Below are 23901 nucleotides of genomic sequence, written 5' to 3' on the forward strand. Positions count from 1 at the left end.
GTATTAGCTCCCATGGCCGGTATTTCTAATGCAAGGTTTTGCCTCAAGCTCATCCCTTATGGTTTTAACATGGTCACTTTAGGCGGGTACAACGCTGATAAACCAACAGTAAGAGCCGCCAAGAAGATAATAGAAAGAGGAAGATTGGAATTTGATTTTAGTGCTGATGAATTACCAACTATAATCCAAGAAGAAGCTTCTCTGATAAAAAACAATGCAGATGTTATGGTATCTGTCAATTTAAGATCGGTTTCACCAGATCCTGTTATAGAAATTTCAAGGATAAAAGAAGTCGATGTTGTGGAGATAAATGCACATTGCCGTCAAGAGGAGCTTACAAGTATTGGCTGCGGCCAAGCACTCTTAATGAACCCTGAAAGATTGGAAGATTTCACAAAGGAAGTTGCAAAAAAATCTGATTCAAAGGTTTCAGTCAAGATAAGGGGTAACATACCAGGGGTTGATGAATTGGAGATCGCCAAAGTTTTGGATAACAGTGGAGTGGATTATATCCATTTAGATGCTATGAAACCTGGTTTTAATTATGCGGATCTTAAACTAGTAAATAGAGTGAGTAAGGTGATAGAACATGCTGCTTTGATAGGTAATAATTCTATAAGGGATTTAGAGTCTGCCAGAAGAATGTTAAACGCAGGTGCGGATGGCATATCCATCGCAAGGGCCGCTATGAATGGAAAATTATCATTTAACCTATCATTATTATGACCAAAAAAACTTTTAATATAAAGTTTAATATCTAATATAATTAGGTTATCATATTTACCTATCCAATCCACATAAAAAGGGTGATTACATGGCTTTTATAACACTAGAAAATGTTACGAAAACCTTTAAGGGAAGAGAAGCTATTAAAGATCTCAGTATAAAAATAGAGGAGGGGACGGTGCTCGGTATTCTAGGTAGAAGTGGTGCTGGGAAATCAGTGCTCATTAACATGCTACGTGGCATGAAAGAATATAAACCTACTAAAGGAAAGGTCATATATACTGTCGCAATCTGTCCAGAATGTCTACACATCGAACCCCCATCATATGAAGGTAAAGAATGCAAATGCGGCGCCACCCTAGAATTAAAAGATGTTGATTTTTGGAACACCGACAAGAAAACATTCAACGCAATCAGAAGACGAAGCGCAATAATGCTCCAGAGAACCTTCGCATTATACGAAGACGACACAGTAATCGACAACATAACAAGAGCAATACCAGAAGGCGACTACGAAGAAAAAATCTACAAAGCCCTCGAATTATTAGAGATGACCCAGATGACCCACAGGGTAACCCACGTCGCCAGAGACCTAAGTGGAGGTGAAAAACAAAGAGTCGTCCTCGCAAGACAACTTGCAAAGGACCCCATGATCTTCCTTGCAGACGAACCCACAGGAACACTCGACCCTAAAACAGCAGAACTCGTACACGACGCCCTCATCAAAGGCGTGAAGGAAAAAGGCATAACAATGGTCATAACATCACATTGGCCAGAGGTCATAAAAGACCTATCAGATCACCTAATATGGATCGACAAAGGAGAAATAGTCGAAGAAGGAGACCCAGAGGATATAGTGGCTAAATTCATGGAACAAGTACCCGCCCCCGAAAGGGTGAAGGAATATGAGGTCGCAGAGCCGCTAATAATCATGCGAAATGTTAAAAAACATTATTATTCCATCGAACGTGGAGTTGTTAAAGCAGTTGACGGCGTAGACCTAACAGTCTATGAAGGTGAAATATTCGGAGTAGTGGGCCTAAGTGGCGCAGGTAAAACAACCCTCTCAAGAATACTCTTCGGATTAACAGAACCCAGTGACGGGGAAGTATGTGTCAGACTCGGAGACGATTGGATTGACATGACAGAAAAAGGACCCCTCGGACGTGGAAGAGTAACACCATACCTTGGCATATTACACCAAGAATACAGCCTATACCCCCACAGGACAGTTTTAGGCAACCTCACAGAGGCCATAAGCTTGGAATTACCCGCAGAATTCGCTAAAATGAAGGCAATTTACGTCCTAAAGGCTGTGGGATTCGACGAATCCTACGCTGAAAGCCTATTAGAAAAATTCCCGGATGAATTAAGTGGTGGTGAACGCCACAGGGTCGCGCTAGCCCAGGTCCTGATCAAAGAACCTAAGATAGTCATCCTAGATGAACCCACAGGTACCATGGACCCCATAACAAGGGTACATGTTGCAGATTCTATAATAAGGGCGAGAGATGAATTAAACCAGACATTCCTAGTAATATCACACGACATGGATTTCGTGCTAGATGTATGTGATAGAGCATCCCTAATGAGGGCCGGTAAAATAATCAAGACAGGAGATCCAAAAGAGATAGTCACAGAACTCACACCACCCGAAAAAGAGAAAATGTTAACAGAAGAATAATACGCTTTCTCTTTATTCTATCAGGAGGATTACCCTTGGGATGGGACGATGCACCTTCACACGTTTGCAGAGGCGGAGACAAAAGAGCGCTAGCATTCTGCTGTCCCCCAATCAAACCTTGCCCCATACTATATGCCCTAGAAGATGCGGGCTTAACACCCCAAGAATACATAGCAATAAAAGAAGAATTCGCCAAAAAAACAAGACTAGGTGAAGGTGAAGGTACCTGTTTCGGATCCTTGGTATGGTGCTGTAAACCATCCAAACCCTGCCCTTTCAGAGACTTAGTCATGAAAAAAATCAACATGACAGTCGACGAATACATGGAACTCAAGAAAGAACTAGCCAAAAGACTGGTCGGAAAAGCGGAGATAATCGATAAAAAAGATATAAAAGCCCTCGCGGAAGCCTTCAACGTCACCATGGAAGATGCGAGAGAAGCCCTAATACAAGCCAAAAACGACCTGAGAACAGCCATGAAAATACTTAGGATGAAAACCCTCGAACAGGGATGAAAAAATGCCATGGACCCCATTATTTTTAAAATTGGATGGTAAAAAAGTTTTCATATTAGGTTCGGGGGAGGTGGCTACTAGAAGAGCTATAAGGTTCCGAGAAGCCGGAGCCAAAGTAATAATCTGTGGGGATAACATACAACCCCGTCTCGAAGAGATGGGCATCATATACAAGCCATTAGAAGAAATGGAAGAGCTAATCAAATGGGCGGATATTATCATAACCGCAAGTGGAGATCCAACACTAAACGAGAAAGTAGCATCCCTCTCATCAGGGAAACTCTTAAACAGAGCCGACAAACCCCAAGATGGGAATCTGATCGTCCCAATCACGTTCTCAACTGATGACGTGGGAATAGCAATATCAACTCATGGTAAAAGTCCAATAATGGCCCGTGCCATACGAGACAAAATAAAGGACGCGATAACGGAGGAGGACATCCTCCAGATAAGATTACAAGATTATGCACGCCGCAAACTTAAGAAGATCATCCCAGATCAAAAGAAAAGGCGCAGAATACTCTATAGTCTAACCAAAGACAATAAAATCCAACTCCACTTAAAGAATAAGGACCTAGAAGAGGCTAAAAAATATGTGGACTCCCTCATCGAGCATCTGGGGGTATCCTAGCTGATACTAAATATTAGAGTAGATCATAAAATAGCAGACATTGAGGGGATAGAAAAGGCAGACAAAATACTCGATGAAATATTAGATGAACTAAAAGGGAATATAAAAGAACACATCCCAATCAAAACATGTAACAGGATAGAACACTACCTTATAGTTAAAGAACCCACCCCAGCTATAAATCACCCAAACATAATCAGAGAAGAAGGGCAAAATGCACTCAAACACTTGCTAAGATTAGCAGCAGGATTAGAGTCCATGATAATAGGCGAAGACCAGATACTGGGCCAGATAAAAGAAGCCAGGTTAGCTGCATTAAAAAGAGGATCATGCGGCCCCATCCTTGACATGATCTTCAACAAGGCCGTGCACGTGGGGCAAATGGTCCGTAACAGGACTCAAATAAACAAAGGGTCAATTTCCATAGGCTCCGCCGCGGTAGAACTTGCTGAATCAGTCCAAGGAGACCTAAAGTGTAAAAAGGTCCTCGTGATCGGAGCAGGGGAAATGGGCGCACTAGTTGCCAGGGCTTTGGCAGAGAAACAATTAAGGGCCATAGTAGTTGCTAACAGGACATATGACAGAGCAGTTAAACTTGCAGAAGAACTTGGAGGATATGCAATCCAATTCGACAAATTAGACGAGGCACTATCAGATGCGGATGTAGTTATAAGTGCAACAGCAGCTCCACACTACATATTAACCCATGAAAGAGTGAAAAAGGCCATACCAGTAGAAAGACGTGATACTGTTACAATGATAGACATAGCAAACCCAAGAGACATAGAAGAAAAGGTCAAAGAACTAGGGATAAAATTATTCAATATCGACGACTTGAGAGGCATAGCGGAAAAAAATCGTAGAAAACGTGAAAAAGAAGCGCAAAAAGCAGAGCAGATCATAGAAGAAGAACTAGAATTATTAGTCAATTCACTTAAATATAAAAAAATAGAACCACTCATTTCAAAAATACGTAAAAAAATGGAAGAAATCAGAGTAAGGGAAACAAAAAAGGCAATAAAAAAGCTGGGCAAAATAGAAGGTGAAGAAAAAATAATAGAGGATCTTACAAGATCCATAGTAAATAAAATATTCCATGACATAGTATCAAGGTTACGTGAAGCTGCTGAAAAAGACGACGAGGAACTTATAAAAGCTTGTGAAAAATTATTTAACTGACTAATTTCCGTATTTATGTGTTCTCAATGGGGGCTACTCCTTTAAAAGGGAACCTCTCAACCATAAGAAAAGGTCTCGTAAAGTGGGGGTTGATCTTTTATGCGAACATGTGTTTTGGTTCCTTGGCCTTTTTATTGTTATCTCTAAATATCTTTTCTATATGTTTCTCTGTTATAGTATCTGAGTCCTCGGCTATGGCCTGGTGGAGAGCATTCTTTAATATCTTCTCTTTTATGTCTCTCCCTGACATGCCCTTCGTCAATTTCACTAGTTTTTCGATGGGATATTCTATTTTGAGTGGCATGGTCTCCATGTATCTTTTTATCATTTCCCTTCTCTCATCCTCTGTTGGGAGTGTGAACTCTATTTCATCCTCGAAACGGCTTCTAAGGGCGCTATCGAGTAGAGATGGGTTATTGGTGGCTCCTATTGTGACTACCCCATAATTTTCGTTTATACCATCCATTTCTGTGAGGAGTGCGTTCACTATCTCTGATACGTCACCCCTTATAGACTGGTATTTTCTATCTAATCCTATAGCGTCTATTTCATCTATGAAAATGACTGATGGGGCTGTCTTTGAAGCAAGTTCATATAATTCATGGATTTGACGGGCACCATCCCCTACATGGTCTCCTATAAGACTTGTTGCCTTTATAAGATATAATGGGACGTCTAATTCATTGGCTAGAGATTTTGCTAGCATTGTTTTACCAGTTCCGGGCGTGCCATAAAATAACACGTTCCTTGGAGCCCATTCCTTGAAGTTTTCCGGATCTTCAAGATACTTCATTATAATCTTACATTTCATCTTAGCATGCTCTTGTCCTATAACATCATCCATTCTAACGTTGCTGCGGACTTCATGGAAATCCTCAATGTTCTTTGTTTCTATTAATACGATGGACGTATTTCTGTTAATCTTTGAATTATCTGGGTAAGCTCTTATAATCTTGAATGCATAGTCTGGTAATAGTCTCTGGTCAAATAGGTATGAGCCTTCAGTTACCAGGAACCCCTCCCATTGTTCTCTTGCGTATAATTCAAAAAGTTCATTATTGATAACTTCTATTTTAGGCGTTTCAATAAGACTACAAACGAAGGGGTACCCTACTGGTTGCAATACCACTAGTTTCGCTTTTTTCTCTGGTTTCACTATTCTTTTAGGGGTTTTGTTATCTTTGGTCTGTGAGTCATGGACAATATTACTAAATTTCACCGCATCACCGAGAATAAAATTTTTTCCTATACTATGCTAAGGAAACTACTAATATATTATATTTTCCCACTTGATATATCCATCAAGATTTCCTTAATTTTGAGGGCGTCAAGATCTCTATGGGGCGTCTCACAAATTATCGTATAATCCCAACCTTTTTCGATGAGAGCATAAAGTATTGGCTTTAAAGGGGGTCCATAGTCTTTCTCATCCAAGCTGTGATGTTTCTTCTCCCCCTTATCCGTATATTCGATTCTAGTGTAATGACAATGTAAATGCTCGATATCTAGATTATCCTCTAATAGGTTGAGTATGTTCATATAATCTTCAATTTCCTTGGGCGCTCCCCTCCTCCTGGCATATATGTGGGCGAAGTCAATTGTTGGTTCGAAATTATCAAATGATTGGCAGATTTCGATAATCTCAGATAAACTTCCAACCTGGGATATTCTACCAGTAGTCTCCGGGGCGAAACAAAAATCTCGGATCTCAGATGCCTCAATTTCTTCTAAAAGCAAACTTATAGACTCTTCACAAACTTTAAGGGCCTTTTCTTTATCCTGACCAGAATAGAAGCCGGGGTGGAATACTATCCTGTAGGCTCCCATCCATTCCCCGGCCCTTGCAGCTTGCATTAACCGTTCAATAGACCTTTCACGCACATCATCCTTAGGAGAGGAAAGATTAATATAATAAGGTGCATGGATTGACACTATGATATCATTCTTGCTAGAATCTTCCTTGATACCCTCGGCGATCCTTTCACTTACCCTAACACCATAGGTGGCCTGGTACTCATAAGCATCAAGGTTCATGGCCCGGATATAACTGCAGACTTTACTGGATTCTCCTTTATAATTAACTGGGTTACCTGCTGGGCCTAACCTTATCATGTTGATCATCGGACTCCTTTTAGAGGATCCCCATAGCCTTATTTGTCTTCTCTATAGACTTTTTGTTATCCTCTTCAAGTTCTAATAGGGCCCTTATAGCATCTACACTCTCTGGTACCGCATCAGCTTCCTGGTGCACGGCCTGCATATAATATAATTCGCCATCCACTATATTAAGGGATTCTTCCCATACAGCAATTTCATAGAGGTCGTTGCGTGGACGGCCTAACTCCCTTGCATATTCCATTATCTCTGCTGTGGATGCGAGACCTTCACTCGCTTTTACTAGCATAACCCTAGATGTTTTGTTAAGTTCTTCTTTTATTTCTTCTATATCAACTGGGTTTTCAAGTTCTACCATGATATTGTGTTGGTGCATTAAGGTTGTGGGGACTAGTAAAGCCACTGTATTAATGTTAATACCGTACATGACTGTTTTAAGGTCTGGGCCGTGGTGTGATGGTACTGTTGGAGGGTTTGGCACGATAGCATTAATCGGACCCTTTTTAACTTGGGCTGGGTCTGCTGCTCTTCTCACCATAACAGCTCTAACCTTTTTTATACCACAGAGATCATCTATGGGTTTTAGGGTTCGGCAAAGGCCTGTGGTATTACATGATACTACCCTTGTATAGTCTGCTCCAAGGGAATCATCATAGTTTGTGAAGGAGTTGAAGGACAATCCTATATCTTCGTGTTTTTCTCCTCCCTGGAATATTGCTTTTATGCCCTTTTCCCTGTACATTTTAAGGTTCTTAGCACCTATGCCCTCTGGCGTCGCGTCTACGATTATATCTGCTTCATCTATCATATCCTCAACTGTACCGCTTATTTCGATGCCTGCTTCTTGAAATAGTTTTTCTCTTTCAGGTATGCTTATATAGAGGTCATACCCTTTCTTAAGGGCCATTCTAGCCTCGAAATCAGGTCTTGTTTTGCTCACACCAACTATCTTCATGTCCTTTTGGGCGGCTACAGCATCAGCCACCCTTTTACCTATGGTCCCATATCCATTTATAGCTACAGATACCATCTTTATAACCTCCCCCATCCCGTGGGATGACATGTGAAAATTCTATTTTTTGATTCAGATATAATCTTTTCTTCTGGATTCCAAAGAGTAAAGTATTTAGGTTTCTATTTCATCCAATTTTTCTGGGAGATATGTGTCAACAACATACTCGAGACCATATTTTGAAAATGATTGTTGTTCGGCCTTTTTACCTATCTTTAACATTTTCTTGATTTCTCTTTTCCAGAAATCGTCCTTGTAACGGGGGTCACGTAGGAGTTCTTTGAGTCTTAGAATGTCTATATCCTTCAGGGGGTCTGTTGGCAAATCGTAATTTATTATATCGGTTGCTGTCACTCCGAGGAACTTGGCATCTGGAGTGGCTAATTCATGGTTTACATGGGCTAGTTTAGCGCTCCCTGATATTATTACCATGGCTATGTGGAATCCCCATGGGTCTCCGTCATTGCAAATATATATTGGTAGGTTTAATTCTTCGTTCACTCTTTTGAGGAATCTTCTTGTTGCCCTTGCAGCCTGGCCTTTTAATCCTACAATGAGTGAATCGAATTTTTTGTAGGCCTTTTCTTGGACGAGACGATGGTACATACCCATGGTTTCGACTGCTATAACCCTTTCAACGTCATGGTCAACGAATTCTACTTCGTCGATGGTTGGTGGTATGGTATAACCTGATTTACCAGCCTTCAAGGCGTTTATTTCAATGTCGCCTTCCCTTACTGTTAATTCTCCGTATACTGCTGCGCCGTCTTCTTCTGGTAGTAGTCCAAGGTCTTCGCGGGTCATTCCCAAGGTGACTTCAAGGTCTTCGCCTATTATATTAGACTCTTGTTGGTCTGCGAAGTCAACATCCCAACCTTCCGAGACATAATATAATTCCCTCAGAGTTGCTGTTTTGTTTCTCTTGACAAGATCTTTGCAGAAATTGGCTATGTATAACATCTGGGCTATCTTTTTTATCTGTTTAACGTTTCCCATGGATCTGATACCATATTTTTCGCCTAGGATGTAGTGGCGCTTTTTATCATCATATATGATATTAGATGTGCTCCTTGAAGGTACTCTTATCCTTGGCACCTTATCTTTGGTGACATCTTCTATTATCATCTCGCCTAAGCCTTTGAGCTTTTGTAGTGCTATTTCCCTTCTATTCATCATCTGATTCACCTAGGAGTTCTGTCTTCGCTCTTCTTGTCACTTTTCTAAGTAGAGGTTTATAATCTGGTTCTTCTTTTTCTGCTAAGAGCGCCGCTTCCCTCATTATAATAGGGATGTATGTTTCGAAGACTTTGGCCCGTTTAGCTTCTTCCTTAGCCGCTTTTTTAGCCCTTATATGTTTCTGGAGTTTGCGGGCTACTTGCATTGTGGCTTGTCTAACTTCTTGTAATATTTCGGGTTCTGGGGCTATGCTTTGTTTTCCTGTTGAGAGGTATGGTACGTTGGTTGATACTATGTTTACGAAGATTGTGAGTGGTGCATTTTCGAAGTCTCTTATACCGTATCTTTTCCAGTCAAGACTTCTAACCCCCTCGGTTAGTGCACAACTTCCCTGGTCGAATGTGAGCGGCACGCGGTTCGCGAACCTCATTATCTCGGTTTTCCGTTGTTCACCGACGAGCCTACCTGCTTTACCGCCATATGCTACGGCTGCTTCTATTATGAATGGCACACCACCCCTGTAGGTTAGGGGCCTTCTTGTGGTGGCTGCTACGAATTCTGGGCTTAGTATTTCTTTCATGCCTTTTTCTATTTGGTCTTTTCCTATTGGTATGAGCCCTTTGGTTGGCGGGGCCATGAAGTCCATTTTTTTGAAGGCTTCTACTATTTCTTCGGCTTCTTCCCATGTCATGTCCCTTGGTCTTTTGTTAAAGTCTATGTTTGTTAGTTTTTCGAGTTCTTTGACCTTTTTTGTGGACATTCTGGAGAGTGAGCTTGTGAGTAGGCTTCTGAAGCGTCTTTTGTCTGTGTGTTTTGCCATGAATATTAGGTCGTCTGCTGTTACACCCTTTGGGTGGGGTAGTATTTCCTTTGGTAGTGGGGGTATGACGTTTGAGGCTCTTTTAAATACGTATTTTCTTCCTGCGGGGTCTGTGAATGTGATCTGGGCGTGTGGGTTTCCTATCATGGTCCTCCGGATATATTCGTAGGCTCCTTGTTCTGAAAGTGAATATGAAACTTCTTTGAAGTGGAGTTTTACGTATACTCCCGTCCCATTGGGGTTGACCTCTTCTTTTTCGAGAATTAGTCCCTTGTTCTTTTTCACATCCATTTTTAGGGACATTTTAACTCCTTTGAGTTCGCCGTCTTCTTTGTATGCTGATATGATAGTGGCTGGTTTTCCTGTGGTCATCTGGGATAGTAGTACGCAGCCGCTGCATCCGAGGCCTTGTTGCCCCCTTGATTGGATGTTTCTGAATTTTGAACCTGCAAACATTGTGCAAAAAACTTTGGGGATGTAATCTTCTGGTATACCCGGGCCATTGTCCATATGTTCTAGGATGTAATGGTCTTTGCCAACTCTTTTCAAGTTTATTTTTATATGGGGGAGTATGCCAGCCTCTTCGGCGGCGTCAAGGCTATTTGTTATTAGTTCATGGAATACCATGGTAAGGGATCTTATCTTACCCGAGAAACCTAACATTTGCCTGTTTTTACGGAAGAATTCTGATGCGGTAAGTTCTTGAAATTCTTCAAATAGTTCTCCTGCTTGTCTCTCCAAAAAGTAGCCTCCCTTCAACTTTTAGAATTATTCCCTTATAGATTATATTATAATTCGTACCATATATATCAAGCGATTATAAAATAGGGTTTTCGTTAATATCTTTTGAGTATTTTAAAGAGACCTTTTATTAAAATTGTGGATTTTTGTTGATTTTATCTTATATTAACCCGCTCTTCAAACTCTTTCATTTCTAGTTCTTGTTTCTTTTTTTCGAGGAAGGAGTATACAGACTTGTGTCTGGCCCCTTTAAGGAGCATTTCAACGGCTTCTCTTGCAACCATAAGATTTTCGAACTCGCCTATTAATGCAACTGTTTTACCATAAACTGAAATGTCAACACCTGTCATGTCATGGATTATTTGGCGTGTTATACCACCACGTCCTATTATTCTACCTTTTTGTCTTGCTATGGCCTTTTTGGATTTGCCCACATAATCTGGTATGTTTATAATATCAAGGGTTACATTGTCGTGTATGAGACGCATTGCAATCTCTGGATTGAAACCCCTACCTATGGCCTTGACAATATTACGCGCCTTCCAAGGGGAAAGAGGATCATCAAGCTTCTCCTCAGGTATTATAGTCACGGCACCCGTTTCACTATCAATATTAAGCCTAGTCTGTGTTAACCTTTCTATACGCTCTTTAACTTCCCCTTTTTTCCCGATGAGAACCCCTATCCTGTCTTTTGGAATTTTCAAGTATTCTTCTGCCGCCACTTGGACACACCTCACAGGTGTAGGTTAATCTATTATCTTCTCCCTGATCTCTTGGGGAGTTGATGAAACACCAAAACGTTTAAAATCCCTACTAATATTCCTAATATCCCTTTCAAGTAATTCTCCTGCAATTGGATGATCAACCACCACAGCCTGTGAAATATCAATGATAACAGGCTCCTCATCAAAATTGAGAATATTAAATGCTGAAAGATCCCCATGAACTAGCCTGGCCTCCCTATACAATAACCTCATATAATATATTATCTTATTGAACATCTCCTCAGGATATAGGGGTGGGGCCTCCCTTAATGTTGGTGCAGGGTTACCTTCTATGTCACCTATAAACTCCATTATTAGAATATTCTCTCTTGAAACAAACGGCTTTGGAACCCTAACACCGTTCTCATATGCCCTTTTAAGGTTCCTGAATTCCTTGTTCACCCAAGTATGGACTATCTGCCTCTTGTTGCTCATCTTAACCTTGAAACGCGGGTCGCCTTGGATATAATATTGCATTTTCCTAAAATCAGAAGTTGCAATACGATAAATTTTAACAGCTACAAAATTATCATTATCATCCAAGCCCTTAAAAACGTTAGCCTCCTTACCAGTGCTTATAACCCCATCAAGAATAGCGAGATAACCAGTATTTGACAACTTATAGAGAACTTCAAGTGTCCTTTTATCAAAGACTTCGCTTGCAACACGCCTATCCTCCACGCCTTTAAGGCGCTTCTCGGATTTCAACCTTTCCAATGCAGAATCGACCTCGTGGAAGGTCTTATCCTTCTTATCAGCGGACAATTCAACCATCTACTCTATAAATTCAAGTAACCCCTTCTCTCAAGCCAATTAGCCTCGGTACGCGTATACCTCCATACTATATCAGCCCTCTCATCACTTTGAAACTCCCATGGCTTCACAAGTACAACATCACCTTCCCTGATCCATATCCTCTTTTTCATCTTACCAGGTATGCGCCCAAGGCGGGTTTTACCATCACTACATATAACCTTCAACTTACCATGACCTAGTATCTGCTCGACAATCCCAGGTATTTCACCCTTCCTAGGTATCCTAACTCTTCTAACCTCCTCAGTATTACCTTTACCCAAATAATCTCCTCCCTCTACAACTTTAATTATCTAGAAAAAGACAATATAATATCTCTATAATATACTATAAAATAATTATTGTTACCAATAAAGAAGGAGGCACACCCTCCCAATCTTGGAGGAGAATAATGAAAAATTAAATGGAATCTTGGAGGGATCTATGGGATGGGCCGTGAATTCTTAGACCTTGTAGATACAAGAGAGGCTCATAGTATAATCCGCAGCCTTTTCCAGGAAATTTATCACCCACCAAAGGTGGAAAAGATAAACCTAAAGTATGCGTATGGTAGAGTCTTAGCCCAGGATGTGAAAAGTCCAATTGACCTGCCACCATTTAATCGAGCTTCTAGGGACGGATATGCTTTAAAAGCAGAGGACACATTTCACGCCTCTGAAGATAATCCAAGCATCCTAAAGTGTATCGAAGTGATAGAAGCCGGTGCAATCCCACAAAAAAAAGTCAGGAGAGGATACTGTTCACGTATAAGCACAGGAGCCCCAATACCCGAAGGCGCTGATGCCATAGTCATGATCGAATATACCGAAGAAGAAGATGATAATATACTAATCTATAGGAGCGCATATCCTGGCCAGCACATCGCCCCAAGAGGGTCAGACATGCCAAAGAATGAAATCATAGCCAAGAAAAATTCAATATTATCACCAGAAAAGATTGGGGCGATAAGCGCAGCCGGCATATCCAAGGTGCCTGTCATAGCCAAACCAAAGATAGGTATACTCTCAACTGGGAACGAATTAATAGAACCCTCAAATCATTGGACTCCTGGCAAAATCTTCGATTCGAATTCTCATAGTCTCGCTGCTGCAGTTAAGAATTGCGGATGCGAACCAAAAATCCTAGGTATTGTGAAAGACGATTACACAGAAGTTTATAAGACCATCCAAGAAAGTATTCAAGAGTGTGACATCCTCATAACCTCTGGTGGAACTTCAGCCGGAGCCGGTGACATGCTCAGAGAAGTAATCGAAGACATTGGTGAAGTGATAATCCATGGAATCTCCATAAAACCAGGGAAACCCACCATCATAGGTAAAATAGATGATAAACTTGTATTCGGACTCCCTGGCTTCCCTGTTTCTGCCCTGATAATCTTTGATGTTTTTTTACGCCCTTATCTGATGGAACTTTCAGGCAAACCCCAAATGGAACATCGCACAATAGAATTACCACTCGCACGCAGATTACATTCATCAAGGGGTAGAATACATTATGCCCTCGTAAAAATCGAAAATAATAAAGTATACCCTATACTGAAAGATTCTGGCGCCATAACTTCACTTGCAGATGCAGATGGTTACATTAAGGTCCCGAAAAATGTGGAGATACTCGAAGAAGGCTCCAATGTTAAAGTTTCACCATTCTCCCAATGAATGCTAGAAGTTCATCAATATCATCAAATACAAGTTTACCCTCCAATTTTTCAATAAATGGCCTGTCCACGAGTATAACTGGAACCCCAAGATCCTCAGCAGCCTTCACTTTCTCTATTAGGCCCCCAGTTTCTCCACTCTCCTTTGTGATCACGGCAATCGCATTATATTCCTTCATAATTTCCCTGTTAAGGGCTCTTGAGAATGTTCCCTGCATTGCTATTATCTGCTCCGCTGGTATGCCCATCCTATAACATGCTTCTATAGAACGTGGATGGGGTAAAACCCGGACCACTATATTCTCAGTCCCAACCTGATCAATCACATCCTTAAGTGTTGAAACACCGGCCAGATGTAGGATATTACCATCCCTCTCTTCCAGGATCTTGGCCGCTGCCCGTCCAGCCTCCTTAAAGGATTCAACTCTCAATATATCCCCATCTAATTTCGGGGTTGGCCTTTCAAAACGGATATAATATGTTAAATTCTCTTCAGAGGCTTTGATCGCGTTTTCCGTGGCTTTCACGGCGAATGGGTGGGTTGCATCTATTATAATGTCAACATTTTCAATTTCAAGAACCTTGGCTAAACTTGCCTTGTTAAGGGCCTCTGTCATTATCTTATCTGCCCCGGCAGCCTTGGCTAGTCTACCACCATAATCTGTTGTAGTGGTTGCTATTATCCTATGATCTGTGGATTCCTTAAGTTTTTTTATTATTTCTACTGCATCGTGGGTTCCTGCCATTATGAGAATGTTCATAAGTTTCTCCTCTTATCAACCTGCCTAATTATCGCTTCATGTACTAGTATGAGTGAAGCCACCAATATTATGAGTATCCAATCCATGATTGAAATGGCCTTGGTCCGGAATATACCCTGGAATGGTGGTAGGTAGATGACAAATAATTGTAGTATGAATGAAGTTGCAATGGCAAAAAAGAGCAGTTTATTTGAAAATCCACCCTGTGATTTGCAATTAAACACGTTGAAGATCTGGAACATTACAAATGTTGTGAATGCTATTGTAGTTGCATTCTCATCCCCAGAATATAACTTGTATGTGTAGATGGCTAATGTGCCTATTGCCATTATAATACCTGCTAATACTATACGGAGCAAGTTCCTCTGGGGTAGTATCTCTTCTTTTTCCGGTTTTCTCGACATTATATCCCTTTCTGGGGGTTCAACTCCTAGTGATTGTGCTGGGGGTCCGTCCATGATAATGTTTATCCAGAGGATCTGGATGGGATTGAATGGGAGTGGCATGTTCATCACAGAAGATGATACTATGGTGAGGATGGCTCCAACATTCGTTGAAAGTTGGAATTTAACGAAACGTCTTATATTATCAAATATTGTACGCCCTTCTTTCACTGCTTTTACGATAGTGGCGAAGTTGTCGTCTTGGAGCACCATATCAGAAGCTTCCTTAGCAACATCTGTACCACTCCCCATTGCAACGCCAATAGCAGCTTTTTTGAGTGCTGGCGCGTCATTAACCCCATCTCCTGTCATTGCAACTACATGACCACGACGTTGGAGTGTTTCGACAATTCTAACCTTCTGTTGGGGGAAGACCCGTGCATAAACTCTTATATCCTCTACCATAGACTCGAATTCTTCATCAGTAAGCTTGTCTAATTCTTCACCAGTAATAGCTTCACCATCCTCCATTAGATTCAATTCCTTGGCAATTGCAACTGCAGTATCTTTATGATCCCCAGTTATCATCACAACTTTTATACCAGCCTTTTTACAAGTTTCTATGGCCTCAGCAGCCTCTTTCCTAGGTGGGTCCATCATACCAACAAGACCGACAAAAATAAGATCCCTTTCAAGATCCTTCTCATCATCTAGATCAGTAAGTGGCTTATATGCTAGTCCAAGCACCCTAAGAGCCTGAGATGTCATCTCATCTAATTTCTTCTTCCAATATTCCAAGTCAGCATCCTTAAATTTTCTTATTTTCCCTTCTTCCTCGATATAACCGGTTCTTTCCAAGATTATCTCAGGCGCTCCTTTAATAAACAAGTAATATCCTGAAGTGGAGGAATGTATGGTGCTCATTCTTTTACGGTCGCTGTCAAGTGGTATTTCCTTTATCCGAGGATATTCTTCTTCAAGTTCCTCTCTTATGTAACCATTATCGCGTGCAAAGAGAAGTAACGCAGCATCTGTAGGATCCCCTATAACCTTGTCATTGGAAAAACTTGCATTATTACAGAGTGCACAAACTTCCAAGGCCCTGTCCTTTGAAGTTAATAATGGTTTTCTTACTCTCATCTTGTTAAGGGTTAGAGTGCCTGTCTTGTCGGTGCAGATGAAAGTGCAGGATCCTAGGGTTTCTACTGCAAGGAGTTTTCTTATAATGGCATTGCTTCTCGCCATCTTTTGCATGCCAAGTGCAAGGGTTAATGTTAAAATTGCTGGGAGACCCTCTGGTACAGAGGCCACCGCAAGGGAAACAGCGGTCATGAAGGTTTCAACAATGTTGATACCCTTTAAGAATTGGAGGATGAAAACCATGAAACATACAATAACTGCTATGAATCCGAGGCTCTTCCCCAGACGTGATATTTTCTCCTGGAGTGGTGTTTTACCCTCCTCTTCTTGGATCATGCCCGCAATTTTACCTATGGATGTTTCCATTCCAACAGCTATTACAACACCTTTACCCCGGCCCGAGACCACATTTGAATCCATGTAGGCGATGTTATCCCCTTTTTCGCTCAATTCATGGGTTTTATGGACTGGTATTGATTCACCGGTGATTATCGACTCATCTATCCTAAGTTCGGAAGTTTCTATGAGTCTAAGATCTGCTGGTACATTGTCGCCTTCTTCTATCACTACTAAATCGCCTATGGTTAATTCGCGCGCTGGTATTTTTTTCGTTTCCCCATCCCGTATTACAACGGCTTCAGTAGCGATGAGACTTTTAAGTTTTTCCATAGCCTTCTCGGCACGATATTCTTGCATGAAGCCTATGATGGCATTCACGACAACAACAAATAATATTACCATGGAGTCTAGTAAATCGCCTATAAAATAGGAGACTAAAGCCGCTACAATTAATAGTATTATCAGAACATCCATGAACTGGTTTAAGAATAATCTGAGAGGTCCCTCCTTTTTTTCTTCGACTAATTCGTTTTCACCATACTTTGATAAGCGCTTTCTGGCCTCTTCCGAACTTAGACCATCCTTGGATGTGGCAAGCTCTTCTAGGATTTCTTTGATTTCCATCTGCTCCCATTTCACTCTAGATATCTCCTTTGGTTGGGTTGATATTCGTAAAAGAAACTTCTTTTATAATTTACGAGTTTCATGTTCTCAAATATTCTGGGATGTTCTGTGGATAATGGTCTTATTAAAAGTTTGGCTTTTACATTCTCTGCTACTTTTATAAGGTGTTTCTGTAATTCTAGTGGGGGTCTTATCGAGTATATTAACCGCGCCCCTTTATATATTTCTAACCTTGGATTTGTGATATCATCTTCTATTACCTGGGGGTGGGAAGGTTTAATATCTGTTAAGATCAGATCAATCATTGAATGTTCCTGGAGGTACTCTGCAACTTTGAAAAATCTTCCAACGCCTACTTCCACAACCTTATCATTTGGGTTGCATTCTTGTATTATATATGATGCAAGATCTTCCCACATACCTATCACGGAGACAATGATGATGATAGTGAGGGAATTTAAGCCAAAGGATCTTAAGAGGGTTATGGAAATCGAGAGTATGTCCTTTGAGGAGCCTTATCCCCCACAACTTCTACGCTACCTTTATGATATAGGGGCTGGTTTTCTCGTTGCCCAAGAAGATAATATGGTTGTAGGATATATTATATTTTGGATAAGGTTTGAAAATGAGGGGCATATCATATCACTGGCAGTTGATAGGAAATATCGTCGCAGGAAATTCGGAACAAGACTTGTAAAAGCGGCTATAGAAATTTTCGAAAAATTTGGGGTTAATACTGTTAAATTGGAGGTTAGGGCGAAAAATAAAGGGGCTATAAAATTTTATAAGAGCCTAGGATTTAAAGAAGAAAATAGGATACCACAATATTATGAGAACGGCGACGACGCAGTGGTGATGAAAAAAGAAATATAAACTGGTGATTTAATGGTTAGGGAAGCTAAACTTGCCCTAGAAGATGGAACTTTACTCAAGGGTGAAGGTTTCGGTTTCGAAACAGTTAAGAGCGGAGAAGTCGTATTCGCAACCGGCATGACAGGCTATGTTGAAGCACTCACAGACCCATCATATAAAGGCCAAATTTTAATGTTGACATATCCACTTCAAGGAAATTATGGAATATCCAGTAAATGGTATCAATCAGATAGTATAAAAGCAGAAGGACTTATTGTGAGGGAGCAATGTAGGAGACCATCACATCATTTGGCGGAAAAGACGCTCTCAGATTTCCTAGAAGAATATGAGATCCCAGGTATAAGTGGTGTTGATACAAGGGCCCTGACAATAAAAATAAGGAAGAGGGGGACCATGAAGGGGGCCCTAGCGACTGAGGAGATTGATGATGATGAACTTATAAAATTGGCCATGGAACAACCGGACATACGTGAATTAGACCTTGTGGATAAAGTTTCTGTGAAGGAACCTAAAATTTTACATGAAGAATACAACGACAGGATCGCTATAATAGACTGCGGAGTAAAAAACAATATCATAAAAGCTTTCTTGGAAAGGGAAGTTAGCGTGGCGCTCCTACCATATAATACAAGCCCTGATGTGATACTAGAATACGAACCTGATGCCATACTAGTATCAAACGGTCCTGGAGATCCAACAAGGGTCAAGGAGGCTATAGAAACAGTTAAAAGATTATCAGAGAAGCTCCCGATATTCGGGATCTGCCTTGGTCAACAGATAATAGCACTAGCATTCAATGCGAAAATATACAAGATGAAATTTGGACACAGAGGAGCTAACCAACCAGTCAAAAACCTAGAAACAGGAGAAGTTGCTATAACATCACAAAACCATGGCTTCGCAATAAACCCAAAGTCAATAGACGAAAAAGACCTTAAAATAACCCACATAAACCTTAATGATGGGACAGTCGAGGGTATACAACATAGAGAATTGCCCATCATGAGCGTCCAATACCACCCAGAAGCTGGACCAGGACCACACGACACATACAACACATTCGACAAATTCGTGAAGATAATGAGGGAATATTAAGGGGATCACAGATGCCGCGGGATAAAAGCATAAAAAAAGTACTTATAATAGGCTCGGGGCCAATCCAGATAGGACAAGCAGCCGAATTTGATTACTCAGGTTCCCAAGCATGTAAAGCATTAAGAGAGGAGGGTGTTGAAACCATACTAGTCAATTCAAACCCTGCAACAATCCAAACAGACATGGACATGGCCGATAAAGTCTACATCGAACCATTAACGCCGGAAATAGTGGCAAAAATCATAGAAAAGGAAAAACCGGACGCCTTACTCCCAACTATGGGAGGGCAGACAGGCCTAAACGTTGCAACAGGACTAGCGCAAATGGGGGCACTAGGAGATGTTAAAGTCATAGGCTCATCCATCGAAACAATAAGGAACGTCGAAGACAGAGACCTCTTCGACAGTCTCATGAAAAAAATTAACGAACCAGTACCCAAAGCAAAGGCAGTTGAATCAGTTGAAGAGGCTCTAGAGGCTGTTAAAGAGATAGGATACCCCGTTATCGTGAGACCAGCCTTCACACTTGGAGGTACCGGTGGAGGCGTGGCTCACAACCCGGAAGAACTCAAAGAAGTGGTTACAAGAGGCCTTGAAATGAGTTTCATAAACCAAGTGCTCATAGACCAATCAGTCCTAGGCTGGAAAGAATTCGAATATGAGGTCATGCGAGACAAAAATGACACATGTATCATAGTCTGTAACATGGAAAACATAGACCCTATGGGCATACACACAGGTGAAAGTATAGTGGTTGCACCCGCCCAGACGCTAAGTGATGAAGAAAACCAAAAACTCAGAGACGTATCCCTCAAAATAATAAGAGCCCTTAAAATTGAAGGAGGCTGCAACATACAATTTGCAGTGCATCCTGAAACAGGAGAATATAAAGTCATCGAAGTGAACCCAAGGGTGAGCAGGAGCAGTGCCCTAGCATCCAAGGCAACAGGGTATCCCATAGCCAAGATAGCTGCGAAGATAGCCATAGGCCTCACACTCGACGAGATACAAAATGATATCACAAAGGAGACGCCAGCGTCATTCGAACCAAGCATAGACTATGTCGTGACCAAAATACCCCGCTGGCCATTCGACAAGTTCAGGGACATAGACAGGAAAATCGGAGTCCAGATGAAATCCACTGGGGAGGTCATGGCCATTGGCAGGACCTTGGAGGAATCCTTGCATAAAGCTATAAGGTCACTAGACATTGGAAGATATGGTTTCGAAGAAGTTCACTTCACACCAGAGGATCTCGCCAATCCCACAGATGAGAGACTATTCCAAGTATACACGGCATTGAAAAATGGGATGAGCATCAATGAAGTATATGAGCTTACGAAGATTGATAAATTCTTCTTATACAAGATACTTGAAATAATAAAATTTGAAAAATCCCTCAAAGGAGATAGAATAGGCCCTGAAACATTAAAGAAAGCTAAGATGTTGGGTTTTTCAGACAAGAAAATAGCCCGACTTACAGGTCTAAAGGAAAAAGAGATACGTGACTTGCGCAAGAATCATGATATAAAACCAGTATATAAGATGGTTGACACTTGCGCTGCCGAATTCGAGGCTAAAACACCATACTATTATGGATCTTATGACATGGAAGATGAAGTGGAAGTTTCAAGGAAACCAAAGGTTCTAATAATAGGATCAGGGCCTATAAGAATAGGTCAAGGCATAGAATTTGACTATTGTTGCGTGCATGCGACCATGGCATTTAGAGAGGAAGGATTCGAGACAATAATGGTAAACAACAACCCAGAAACAGTAAGTACAGACTATGACATATCAGATAAGCTCTATTTCGAACCCTTAACCCTAGAGGACGTATTAGCCATAATTGACAAAGAAAAACCAGACGGTGTCGTGGTCCAATTCGGGGGTCAAACATCCATTAATCTAGCAGTTCCACTCGCAGAGGAAGGAGTGAAGATACTTGGAACACCATATGAGAGTATTGATAAAGTCGAAGACCGTGAAAGATTCACAAGAGTCTTGGAAAAATTGAAAATACCACAAGCCCCATATGGTATAGCAAAATCATTCGAGGACGCTAGACGCGTCGCGGAAAAAATAGGATACCCTGTACTTGTAAGACCGTCTTATGTCCTTGGTGGAAGAGCAATGGAAATAGTCTACGACGAAAAAGAACTTGAAGAGTACATGGAAGAGGCTGTCAGAGTTTCACCAAAACATCCAATCCTTGTGGACAAATTCCTAGAGGATGCTATAGAAGTTGACGTTGACGCACTATGCGACGGTGAAGAAGTCTATATAGGGGGTATCATGGAACATATCGAAGAAGCAGGCGTCCATTCAGGGGACTCCGCATGTGTCATACCACCCCAGACCATCCCAGAAGATATAATAGAAATCATAAAAGATTACACAAAGAAACTCGCACTAGAACTAGAAGTTGTGGGATTAATAAACATACAATATGCCGTTAAAGCCAATGAGGACCCTGCAGTTTACATACTCGAAGCCAACCCCAGGGCAAGCAGGACAGTACCCTTTGTGAGCAAAGCGACAGGAGTGCCACTGGCAAAGGTCGCTGCGAAACTGATGCTAGGCAAAAAACTATCATCATTGGGCCTGACTTCAGAAAAAGAAATAGACCACGTAGCGGTTAAAGAATCTGTATTCCCATTTATAAAACTTCCAGGAGCCGATGCAGTCCTCGGACCAGAGATGAAATCCACCGGTGAAAGCATGGGCATAGATGAAAACTTCGGACTAGCCTATTACAAGTCACAGCTTTCAGCCAACATGGAACTACCAGTAGAGGGTAAAATCTTCATAAGTGTTAAAGACTCTGACAAGCCAAGAATAGCAGACATAGTTCAAAAAGCAGAAGAATTAGGATTCCAGGTTATAGCAACACGTGGCACCGCAGAGGCTGTGAAAGACATCTCAAATGTGAAAGTTATAAATAAGGTGAGTCAAGCCTCGCCTAACATAAAAGACGCCATACTATCTGGTGAAGTGGGGCTTATAATAAACACACCCTCTGGTAAACAATCAGCCGATGACGGGTACATTATAAGGAGGATGGCCATAGAATTAGGCATACCATATGTCACAACACTCGCAGGTGCAAGAGCGGCTCTAAACGCCATAGAAGCCGTTAAAATGGGTAAAATAACGGTTAAATCCCTCAATGAATACCACGAATCCTAGTTGGAAAACTTATATAATAAAATGTGGGGGATTCAAGGTCAATTTTAAAAAGCTTATAGGCTTTTGTGATTTAAAATGCTTGTTATTGAAAATGGTATCGTATTAGGCGGTATGAATTTAAACCCTATGAAGGTGAATATTGCAATAGAAGATGGCATGATAGTAGAGATAAGCAAGGAAAAAATCTCCTCAGATCATAGAATAGACGCCAAGGGTTGTATCGTAGTCCCAGGGCTTATAAATGCGCATGTACATACTGCTGACAGCATCCTAAAGGACCTAGGTGATGGTAAAAGCCTAGATGAGATAGTGAAACCCCCAATGGGATTGAAACATAAGATGTTAGAGAATACGAAAGACAAGGAGATCATAGAGGCTAGTAGAGCTTCTATCCTAGAAATGATATCAGCCGGCACCACAACCTTTATAGACTATAGAGAAGGCGGAATAAAAGGCATAAAATTACTTAAAAAAGCACTAAAAGATTTGCCTATAAATTCCATCATACTAGGAAGGGATCCTATCTTCCTAGAAGAAGATCCAAGCACGACAAAATTGAGAAATAGGATAAAAAAGCTCCTAAGATTCGCCGATGGGATAGGGCCTAGCGGATTCGGTGAAATAACCGATGAAACAGCTCATAAGATCGTGGAAGAATGTGAAAAGTTGGATAAGATAGCCTCAATCCATGTAGCCGAAAGCATTGAAGCTCAAAAACTTTCAATAGAGAAGACAGGTAAAAGTGAAGTGGAAAGGGCCATAGATGCAGGCTTCCATTTACTCATACATTTTACCAACCCACTCCCAAGAGACCTCCGATTAGCTTCAGAAAATAATGTTACAATTGTCGCATGTCCAAGATCAAATGGCATGCTATCAACAGGAATACCACCAATAGCAAAAATACATGACAAAAATATTAACTTACTCTTGGGAACCGATAACATAATGTTTAATGCGCCAGACATGTTCAGGGAAATGGAATACACTTTAAAGGTTACAAGGGCCCTTAAAAGGGGCTACTTCCATCCCAGGGATGTTTTGAAGATGGTGACAACAAACATTCACAGATTCCTCGGAAAAAAAATAGGATGCATAGCTGAGGGTTTCCAAGCAGATCTTATAATAGTTGAACACCTATCTAAGAACCCTTATCTTTCACTTATTAATAGAAGCCAATCGAAAAATATAAGATATGTTATAATAAAAGGTAGAATAGTTAAGAGGTGAATTTATGTACAAAAAAATTCTCCTACCCACTGACGGCTCTGAATATGCTAACAGAGCAGCTGAACATGCCATATGGATAGCGAAGGAGAGTGGCGCGGAGATAGTGGCATTAACAGTTATGGAAACATCCACCTTCATAGGATTGCCAGCCGACGACCTCATAATACGCATCAAGGAAATCCTCGAGGAAGAAGCCTCAAATTCATTAAATAAGATAAAAAAGCTTGTCGAAGAATCAGGTCATGATATCAAACTCACATTAAAGACAGATGAAGGTTCCCCCGCGGATTCGATCCTAAATACGATAGAAAAGGAGGGCATAGATCTTGTGGTAATGGGAACATCAGGTAAACATGGCCTCGATAGGTTCCTTCTCGGGAGCGTGACTGAAAAAGTTGTAAGATCTGCAAAGTGCCCAGTATTAGTAGTTCATTGACC

General features: G+C 41.1%; 22 protein-coding genes. 11 read left to right on the top strand and 11 right to left on the bottom strand.

What is annotated here, in order from left to right; all coding sequences use genetic code 11:
* The first annotated feature begins 12 nt into the window (after window positions 1–12).
* The 5 genes from DPC56_RS02970 (at window position 13) to hemA (ending at window position 4735) form a co-directional block, all read left to right on the top strand.
* Complete coding sequence (locus DPC56_RS02970) at window positions 13–726, top strand: MJ0144 family RNA dihydrouridine synthase-like protein (protein WP_112093747.1); 714 nt, start codon at window positions 13–15, stop codon at window positions 724–726.
* Between the two features lie 88 nt (window positions 727–814).
* Entirely contained in the window at window positions 815–2410 is a 1596-nt protein-coding gene (gene atwA, locus DPC56_RS02975; protein ID WP_112093581.1) for a methyl coenzyme M reductase system, component A2, read from the top strand.
* Between the two features lie 35 nt (window positions 2411–2445).
* Window positions 2446–2925, top strand: a complete 480-nt coding sequence (locus tag DPC56_RS02980; RefSeq protein ID WP_112093582.1) for a methanogenesis marker 9 domain-containing protein — start codon at window positions 2446–2448, stop codon at window positions 2923–2925.
* Between the two features lie 4 nt (window positions 2926–2929).
* Window positions 2930–3556 carry a precorrin-2 dehydrogenase/sirohydrochlorin ferrochelatase family protein gene (locus tag DPC56_RS02985; RefSeq protein ID WP_112093583.1) on the top strand — a complete coding sequence of 209 codons (627 nt, stop codon included), beginning with the start codon at window positions 2930–2932 and terminating at the stop codon, window positions 3554–3556.
* Window positions 3557–4735, top strand: coding sequence for a glutamyl-tRNA reductase (gene hemA, locus DPC56_RS02990; RefSeq protein ID WP_112093584.1), 1179 nt, complete (start codon window positions 3557–3559; stop codon window positions 4733–4735).
* Window positions 4736–4832: 97 nt separating this feature from the next.
* Here the strand turns inward: hemA and DPC56_RS02995 are convergent, their stop codons facing one another.
* The 8 genes from DPC56_RS02995 to eif1A form a co-directional block, all read right to left on the bottom strand.
* Entirely contained in the window at window positions 4833–5954 is a 1122-nt protein-coding gene (locus DPC56_RS02995; protein ID WP_112093585.1) for an AAA family ATPase, read from the bottom strand.
* Between the two features lie 56 nt (window positions 5955–6010).
* The gene (locus tag DPC56_RS03000) at window positions 6011–6856 is read right to left on the bottom strand and encodes a TIM barrel protein (RefSeq protein WP_112093586.1); all 846 of its coding nucleotides are present in this window, start codon (window positions 6854–6856) and stop codon (window positions 6011–6013) included.
* A gap of 10 nt (window positions 6857–6866) precedes the next feature.
* Window positions 6867–7880: a phosphorylating glyceraldehyde-3-phosphate dehydrogenase gene (locus DPC56_RS03005; protein ID WP_112093587.1), complete on the bottom strand. Its 1014-nt coding sequence runs from the start codon at window positions 7878–7880 to the stop codon at window positions 6867–6869.
* Window positions 7881–7976: 96 nt separating this feature from the next.
* Window positions 7977–9035 carry a DNA topoisomerase IV subunit A gene (locus DPC56_RS03010; protein ID WP_112093748.1) on the bottom strand — a complete coding sequence of 353 codons (1059 nt, stop codon included), beginning with the start codon at window positions 9033–9035 and terminating at the stop codon, window positions 7977–7979.
* Window positions 9028–10599, bottom strand: a complete 1572-nt coding sequence (top6B, locus tag DPC56_RS03015) for a DNA topoisomerase VI subunit B (protein ID WP_112093588.1) — start codon at window positions 10597–10599, stop codon at window positions 9028–9030. Before top6B ends, DPC56_RS03010 begins: the two co-directional genes overlap by 8 nt.
* Window positions 10600–10754: 155 nt before the next feature.
* Window positions 10755–11321, bottom strand: a complete 567-nt coding sequence (locus DPC56_RS03020) for a KH domain-containing protein (RefSeq protein ID WP_112093589.1) — start codon at window positions 11319–11321, stop codon at window positions 10755–10757.
* Between the two features lie 24 nt (window positions 11322–11345).
* Window positions 11346–12137, bottom strand: a complete 792-nt coding sequence (locus DPC56_RS03025) for a serine protein kinase RIO (RefSeq protein ID WP_112093590.1) — start codon at window positions 12135–12137, stop codon at window positions 11346–11348.
* A 5-nt stretch (window positions 12138–12142) separates the two neighbouring features.
* Window positions 12143–12439 carry a translation initiation factor eIF-1A gene (eif1A, locus tag DPC56_RS03030; RefSeq protein ID WP_112093591.1) on the bottom strand — a complete coding sequence of 99 codons (297 nt, stop codon included), beginning with the start codon at window positions 12437–12439 and terminating at the stop codon, window positions 12143–12145.
* Window positions 12440–12604: 165 nt separating this feature from the next.
* Here eif1A and DPC56_RS03035 point away from each other — a divergent pair, with 165 nt between their 5' ends.
* The gene (locus DPC56_RS03035) at window positions 12605–13831 is read left to right on the top strand and encodes a molybdenum cofactor synthesis domain-containing protein (protein WP_112093592.1); all 1227 of its coding nucleotides are present in this window, start codon (window positions 12605–12607) and stop codon (window positions 13829–13831) included.
* Here DPC56_RS03035 and cobK read toward each other — a convergent pair.
* The 3 genes from cobK to DPC56_RS03050 are packed head-to-tail and all read right to left on the bottom strand — an operon-like array spanning window position 13806 to window position 17496.
* The gene (gene cobK / locus DPC56_RS03040; RefSeq protein ID WP_112093593.1) at window positions 13806–14591 is read right to left on the bottom strand and encodes a precorrin-6A reductase; all 786 of its coding nucleotides are present in this window, start codon (window positions 14589–14591) and stop codon (window positions 13806–13808) included. The genes DPC56_RS03035 and cobK overlap by 26 nt on opposite strands.
* Window positions 14588–17071, bottom strand: coding sequence for a calcium-transporting P-type ATPase, PMR1-type (locus DPC56_RS03045; protein WP_245923867.1), 2484 nt, complete (start codon window positions 17069–17071; stop codon window positions 14588–14590). Before DPC56_RS03045 ends, cobK begins: the two co-directional genes overlap by 4 nt.
* A gap of 17 nt (window positions 17072–17088) precedes the next feature.
* Window positions 17089–17496 (bottom strand): UPF0146 family protein, encoded by a 408-nt coding sequence (locus DPC56_RS03050; protein WP_112093595.1) that lies wholly within the window; start codon window positions 17494–17496, stop codon window positions 17089–17091.
* A 22-nt stretch (window positions 17497–17518) separates the two neighbouring features.
* Between DPC56_RS03050 and rimI the strand changes: the two genes are divergently transcribed.
* From rimI to DPC56_RS03075, 5 genes are all read left to right on the top strand, one after another.
* Window positions 17519–17950 (top strand): ribosomal protein S18-alanine N-acetyltransferase, encoded by a 432-nt coding sequence (gene rimI / locus DPC56_RS03055; RefSeq protein ID WP_112093749.1) that lies wholly within the window; start codon window positions 17519–17521, stop codon window positions 17948–17950.
* Window positions 17951–17962: 12 nt separating this feature from the next.
* Window positions 17963–19045 carry a glutamine-hydrolyzing carbamoyl-phosphate synthase small subunit gene (carA, locus tag DPC56_RS03060; protein ID WP_112093596.1) on the top strand — a complete coding sequence of 361 codons (1083 nt, stop codon included), beginning with the start codon at window positions 17963–17965 and terminating at the stop codon, window positions 19043–19045.
* An 11-nt stretch (window positions 19046–19056) separates the two neighbouring features.
* Window positions 19057–22233 carry a carbamoyl-phosphate synthase large subunit gene (carB, locus tag DPC56_RS03065; RefSeq protein ID WP_112093597.1) on the top strand — a complete coding sequence of 1059 codons (3177 nt, stop codon included), beginning with the start codon at window positions 19057–19059 and terminating at the stop codon, window positions 22231–22233.
* A gap of 75 nt (window positions 22234–22308) precedes the next feature.
* On the top strand, window positions 22309–23463 hold the full coding sequence (locus DPC56_RS03070; protein ID WP_112093598.1) for an amidohydrolase family protein: 1155 nt from the start codon (window positions 22309–22311) through the stop codon (window positions 23461–23463).
* A 4-nt stretch (window positions 23464–23467) separates the two neighbouring features.
* Window positions 23468–23899 carry a universal stress protein gene (locus DPC56_RS03075; protein WP_112093599.1) on the top strand — a complete coding sequence of 144 codons (432 nt, stop codon included), beginning with the start codon at window positions 23468–23470 and terminating at the stop codon, window positions 23897–23899.
* Window positions 23900–23901 lie beyond the last annotated feature (2 nt).

The organism is Methanothermobacter tenebrarum, assembly GCF_003264935.1.
Classification (GTDB): domain Archaea; phylum Methanobacteriota; class Methanobacteria; order Methanobacteriales; family DSM-23052; genus Methanothermobacter_A; species Methanothermobacter_A tenebrarum_A.

What these genes read in the sequence shown, in the direction of transcription:
- cobK (WP_112093593.1), bottom strand. Translation starts at nt 14,591, where the DNA reads ATGAACATTCTCATAATGGCAGGAACCCACGATGCAGTAGAAATAATA.
- carB (WP_112093597.1), top strand. Translation starts at nt 19,057, where the DNA reads ATGCCGCGGGATAAAAGCATAAAAAAAGTACTTATAATAGGCTCGGGG.
- DPC56_RS03005 (WP_112093587.1), bottom strand. Translation starts at nt 7,880, where the DNA reads ATGGTATCTGTAGCTATAAATGGATATGGGACCATAGGTAAAAGGGTG.
- DPC56_RS03025 (WP_112093590.1), bottom strand. Translation starts at nt 12,137, where the DNA reads ATGGTTGAATTGTCCGCTGATAAGAAGGATAAGACCTTCCACGAGGTC.
- DPC56_RS03050 (WP_112093595.1), bottom strand. Translation starts at nt 17,496, where the DNA reads ATGTGGGAAGATCTTGCATCATATATAATACAAGAATGCAACCCAAAT.
- DPC56_RS03000 (WP_112093586.1), bottom strand. Translation starts at nt 6,856, where the DNA reads ATGATCAACATGATAAGGTTAGGCCCAGCAGGTAACCCAGTTAATTAT.
- DPC56_RS03075 (WP_112093599.1), top strand. Translation starts at nt 23,468, where the DNA reads ATGTACAAAAAAATTCTCCTACCCACTGACGGCTCTGAATATGCTAAC.
- rimI (WP_112093749.1), top strand. Translation starts at nt 17,519, where the DNA reads ATGATAGTGAGGGAATTTAAGCCAAAGGATCTTAAGAGGGTTATGGAA.
- DPC56_RS03035 (WP_112093592.1), top strand. Translation starts at nt 12,605, where the DNA reads ATGGGCCGTGAATTCTTAGACCTTGTAGATACAAGAGAGGCTCATAGT.
- DPC56_RS02985 (WP_112093583.1), top strand. Translation starts at nt 2,930, where the DNA reads ATGCCATGGACCCCATTATTTTTAAAATTGGATGGTAAAAAAGTTTTC.
- DPC56_RS02970 (WP_112093747.1), top strand. Translation starts at nt 13, where the DNA reads ATGGCCGGTATTTCTAATGCAAGGTTTTGCCTCAAGCTCATCCCTTAT.
- DPC56_RS03010 (WP_112093748.1), bottom strand. Translation starts at nt 9,035, where the DNA reads ATGAATAGAAGGGAAATAGCACTACAAAAGCTCAAAGGCTTAGGCGAG.
- DPC56_RS03070 (WP_112093598.1), top strand. Translation starts at nt 22,309, where the DNA reads ATGCTTGTTATTGAAAATGGTATCGTATTAGGCGGTATGAATTTAAAC.
- atwA (WP_112093581.1), top strand. Translation starts at nt 815, where the DNA reads ATGGCTTTTATAACACTAGAAAATGTTACGAAAACCTTTAAGGGAAGA.
- carA (WP_112093596.1), top strand. Translation starts at nt 17,963, where the DNA reads ATGGTTAGGGAAGCTAAACTTGCCCTAGAAGATGGAACTTTACTCAAG.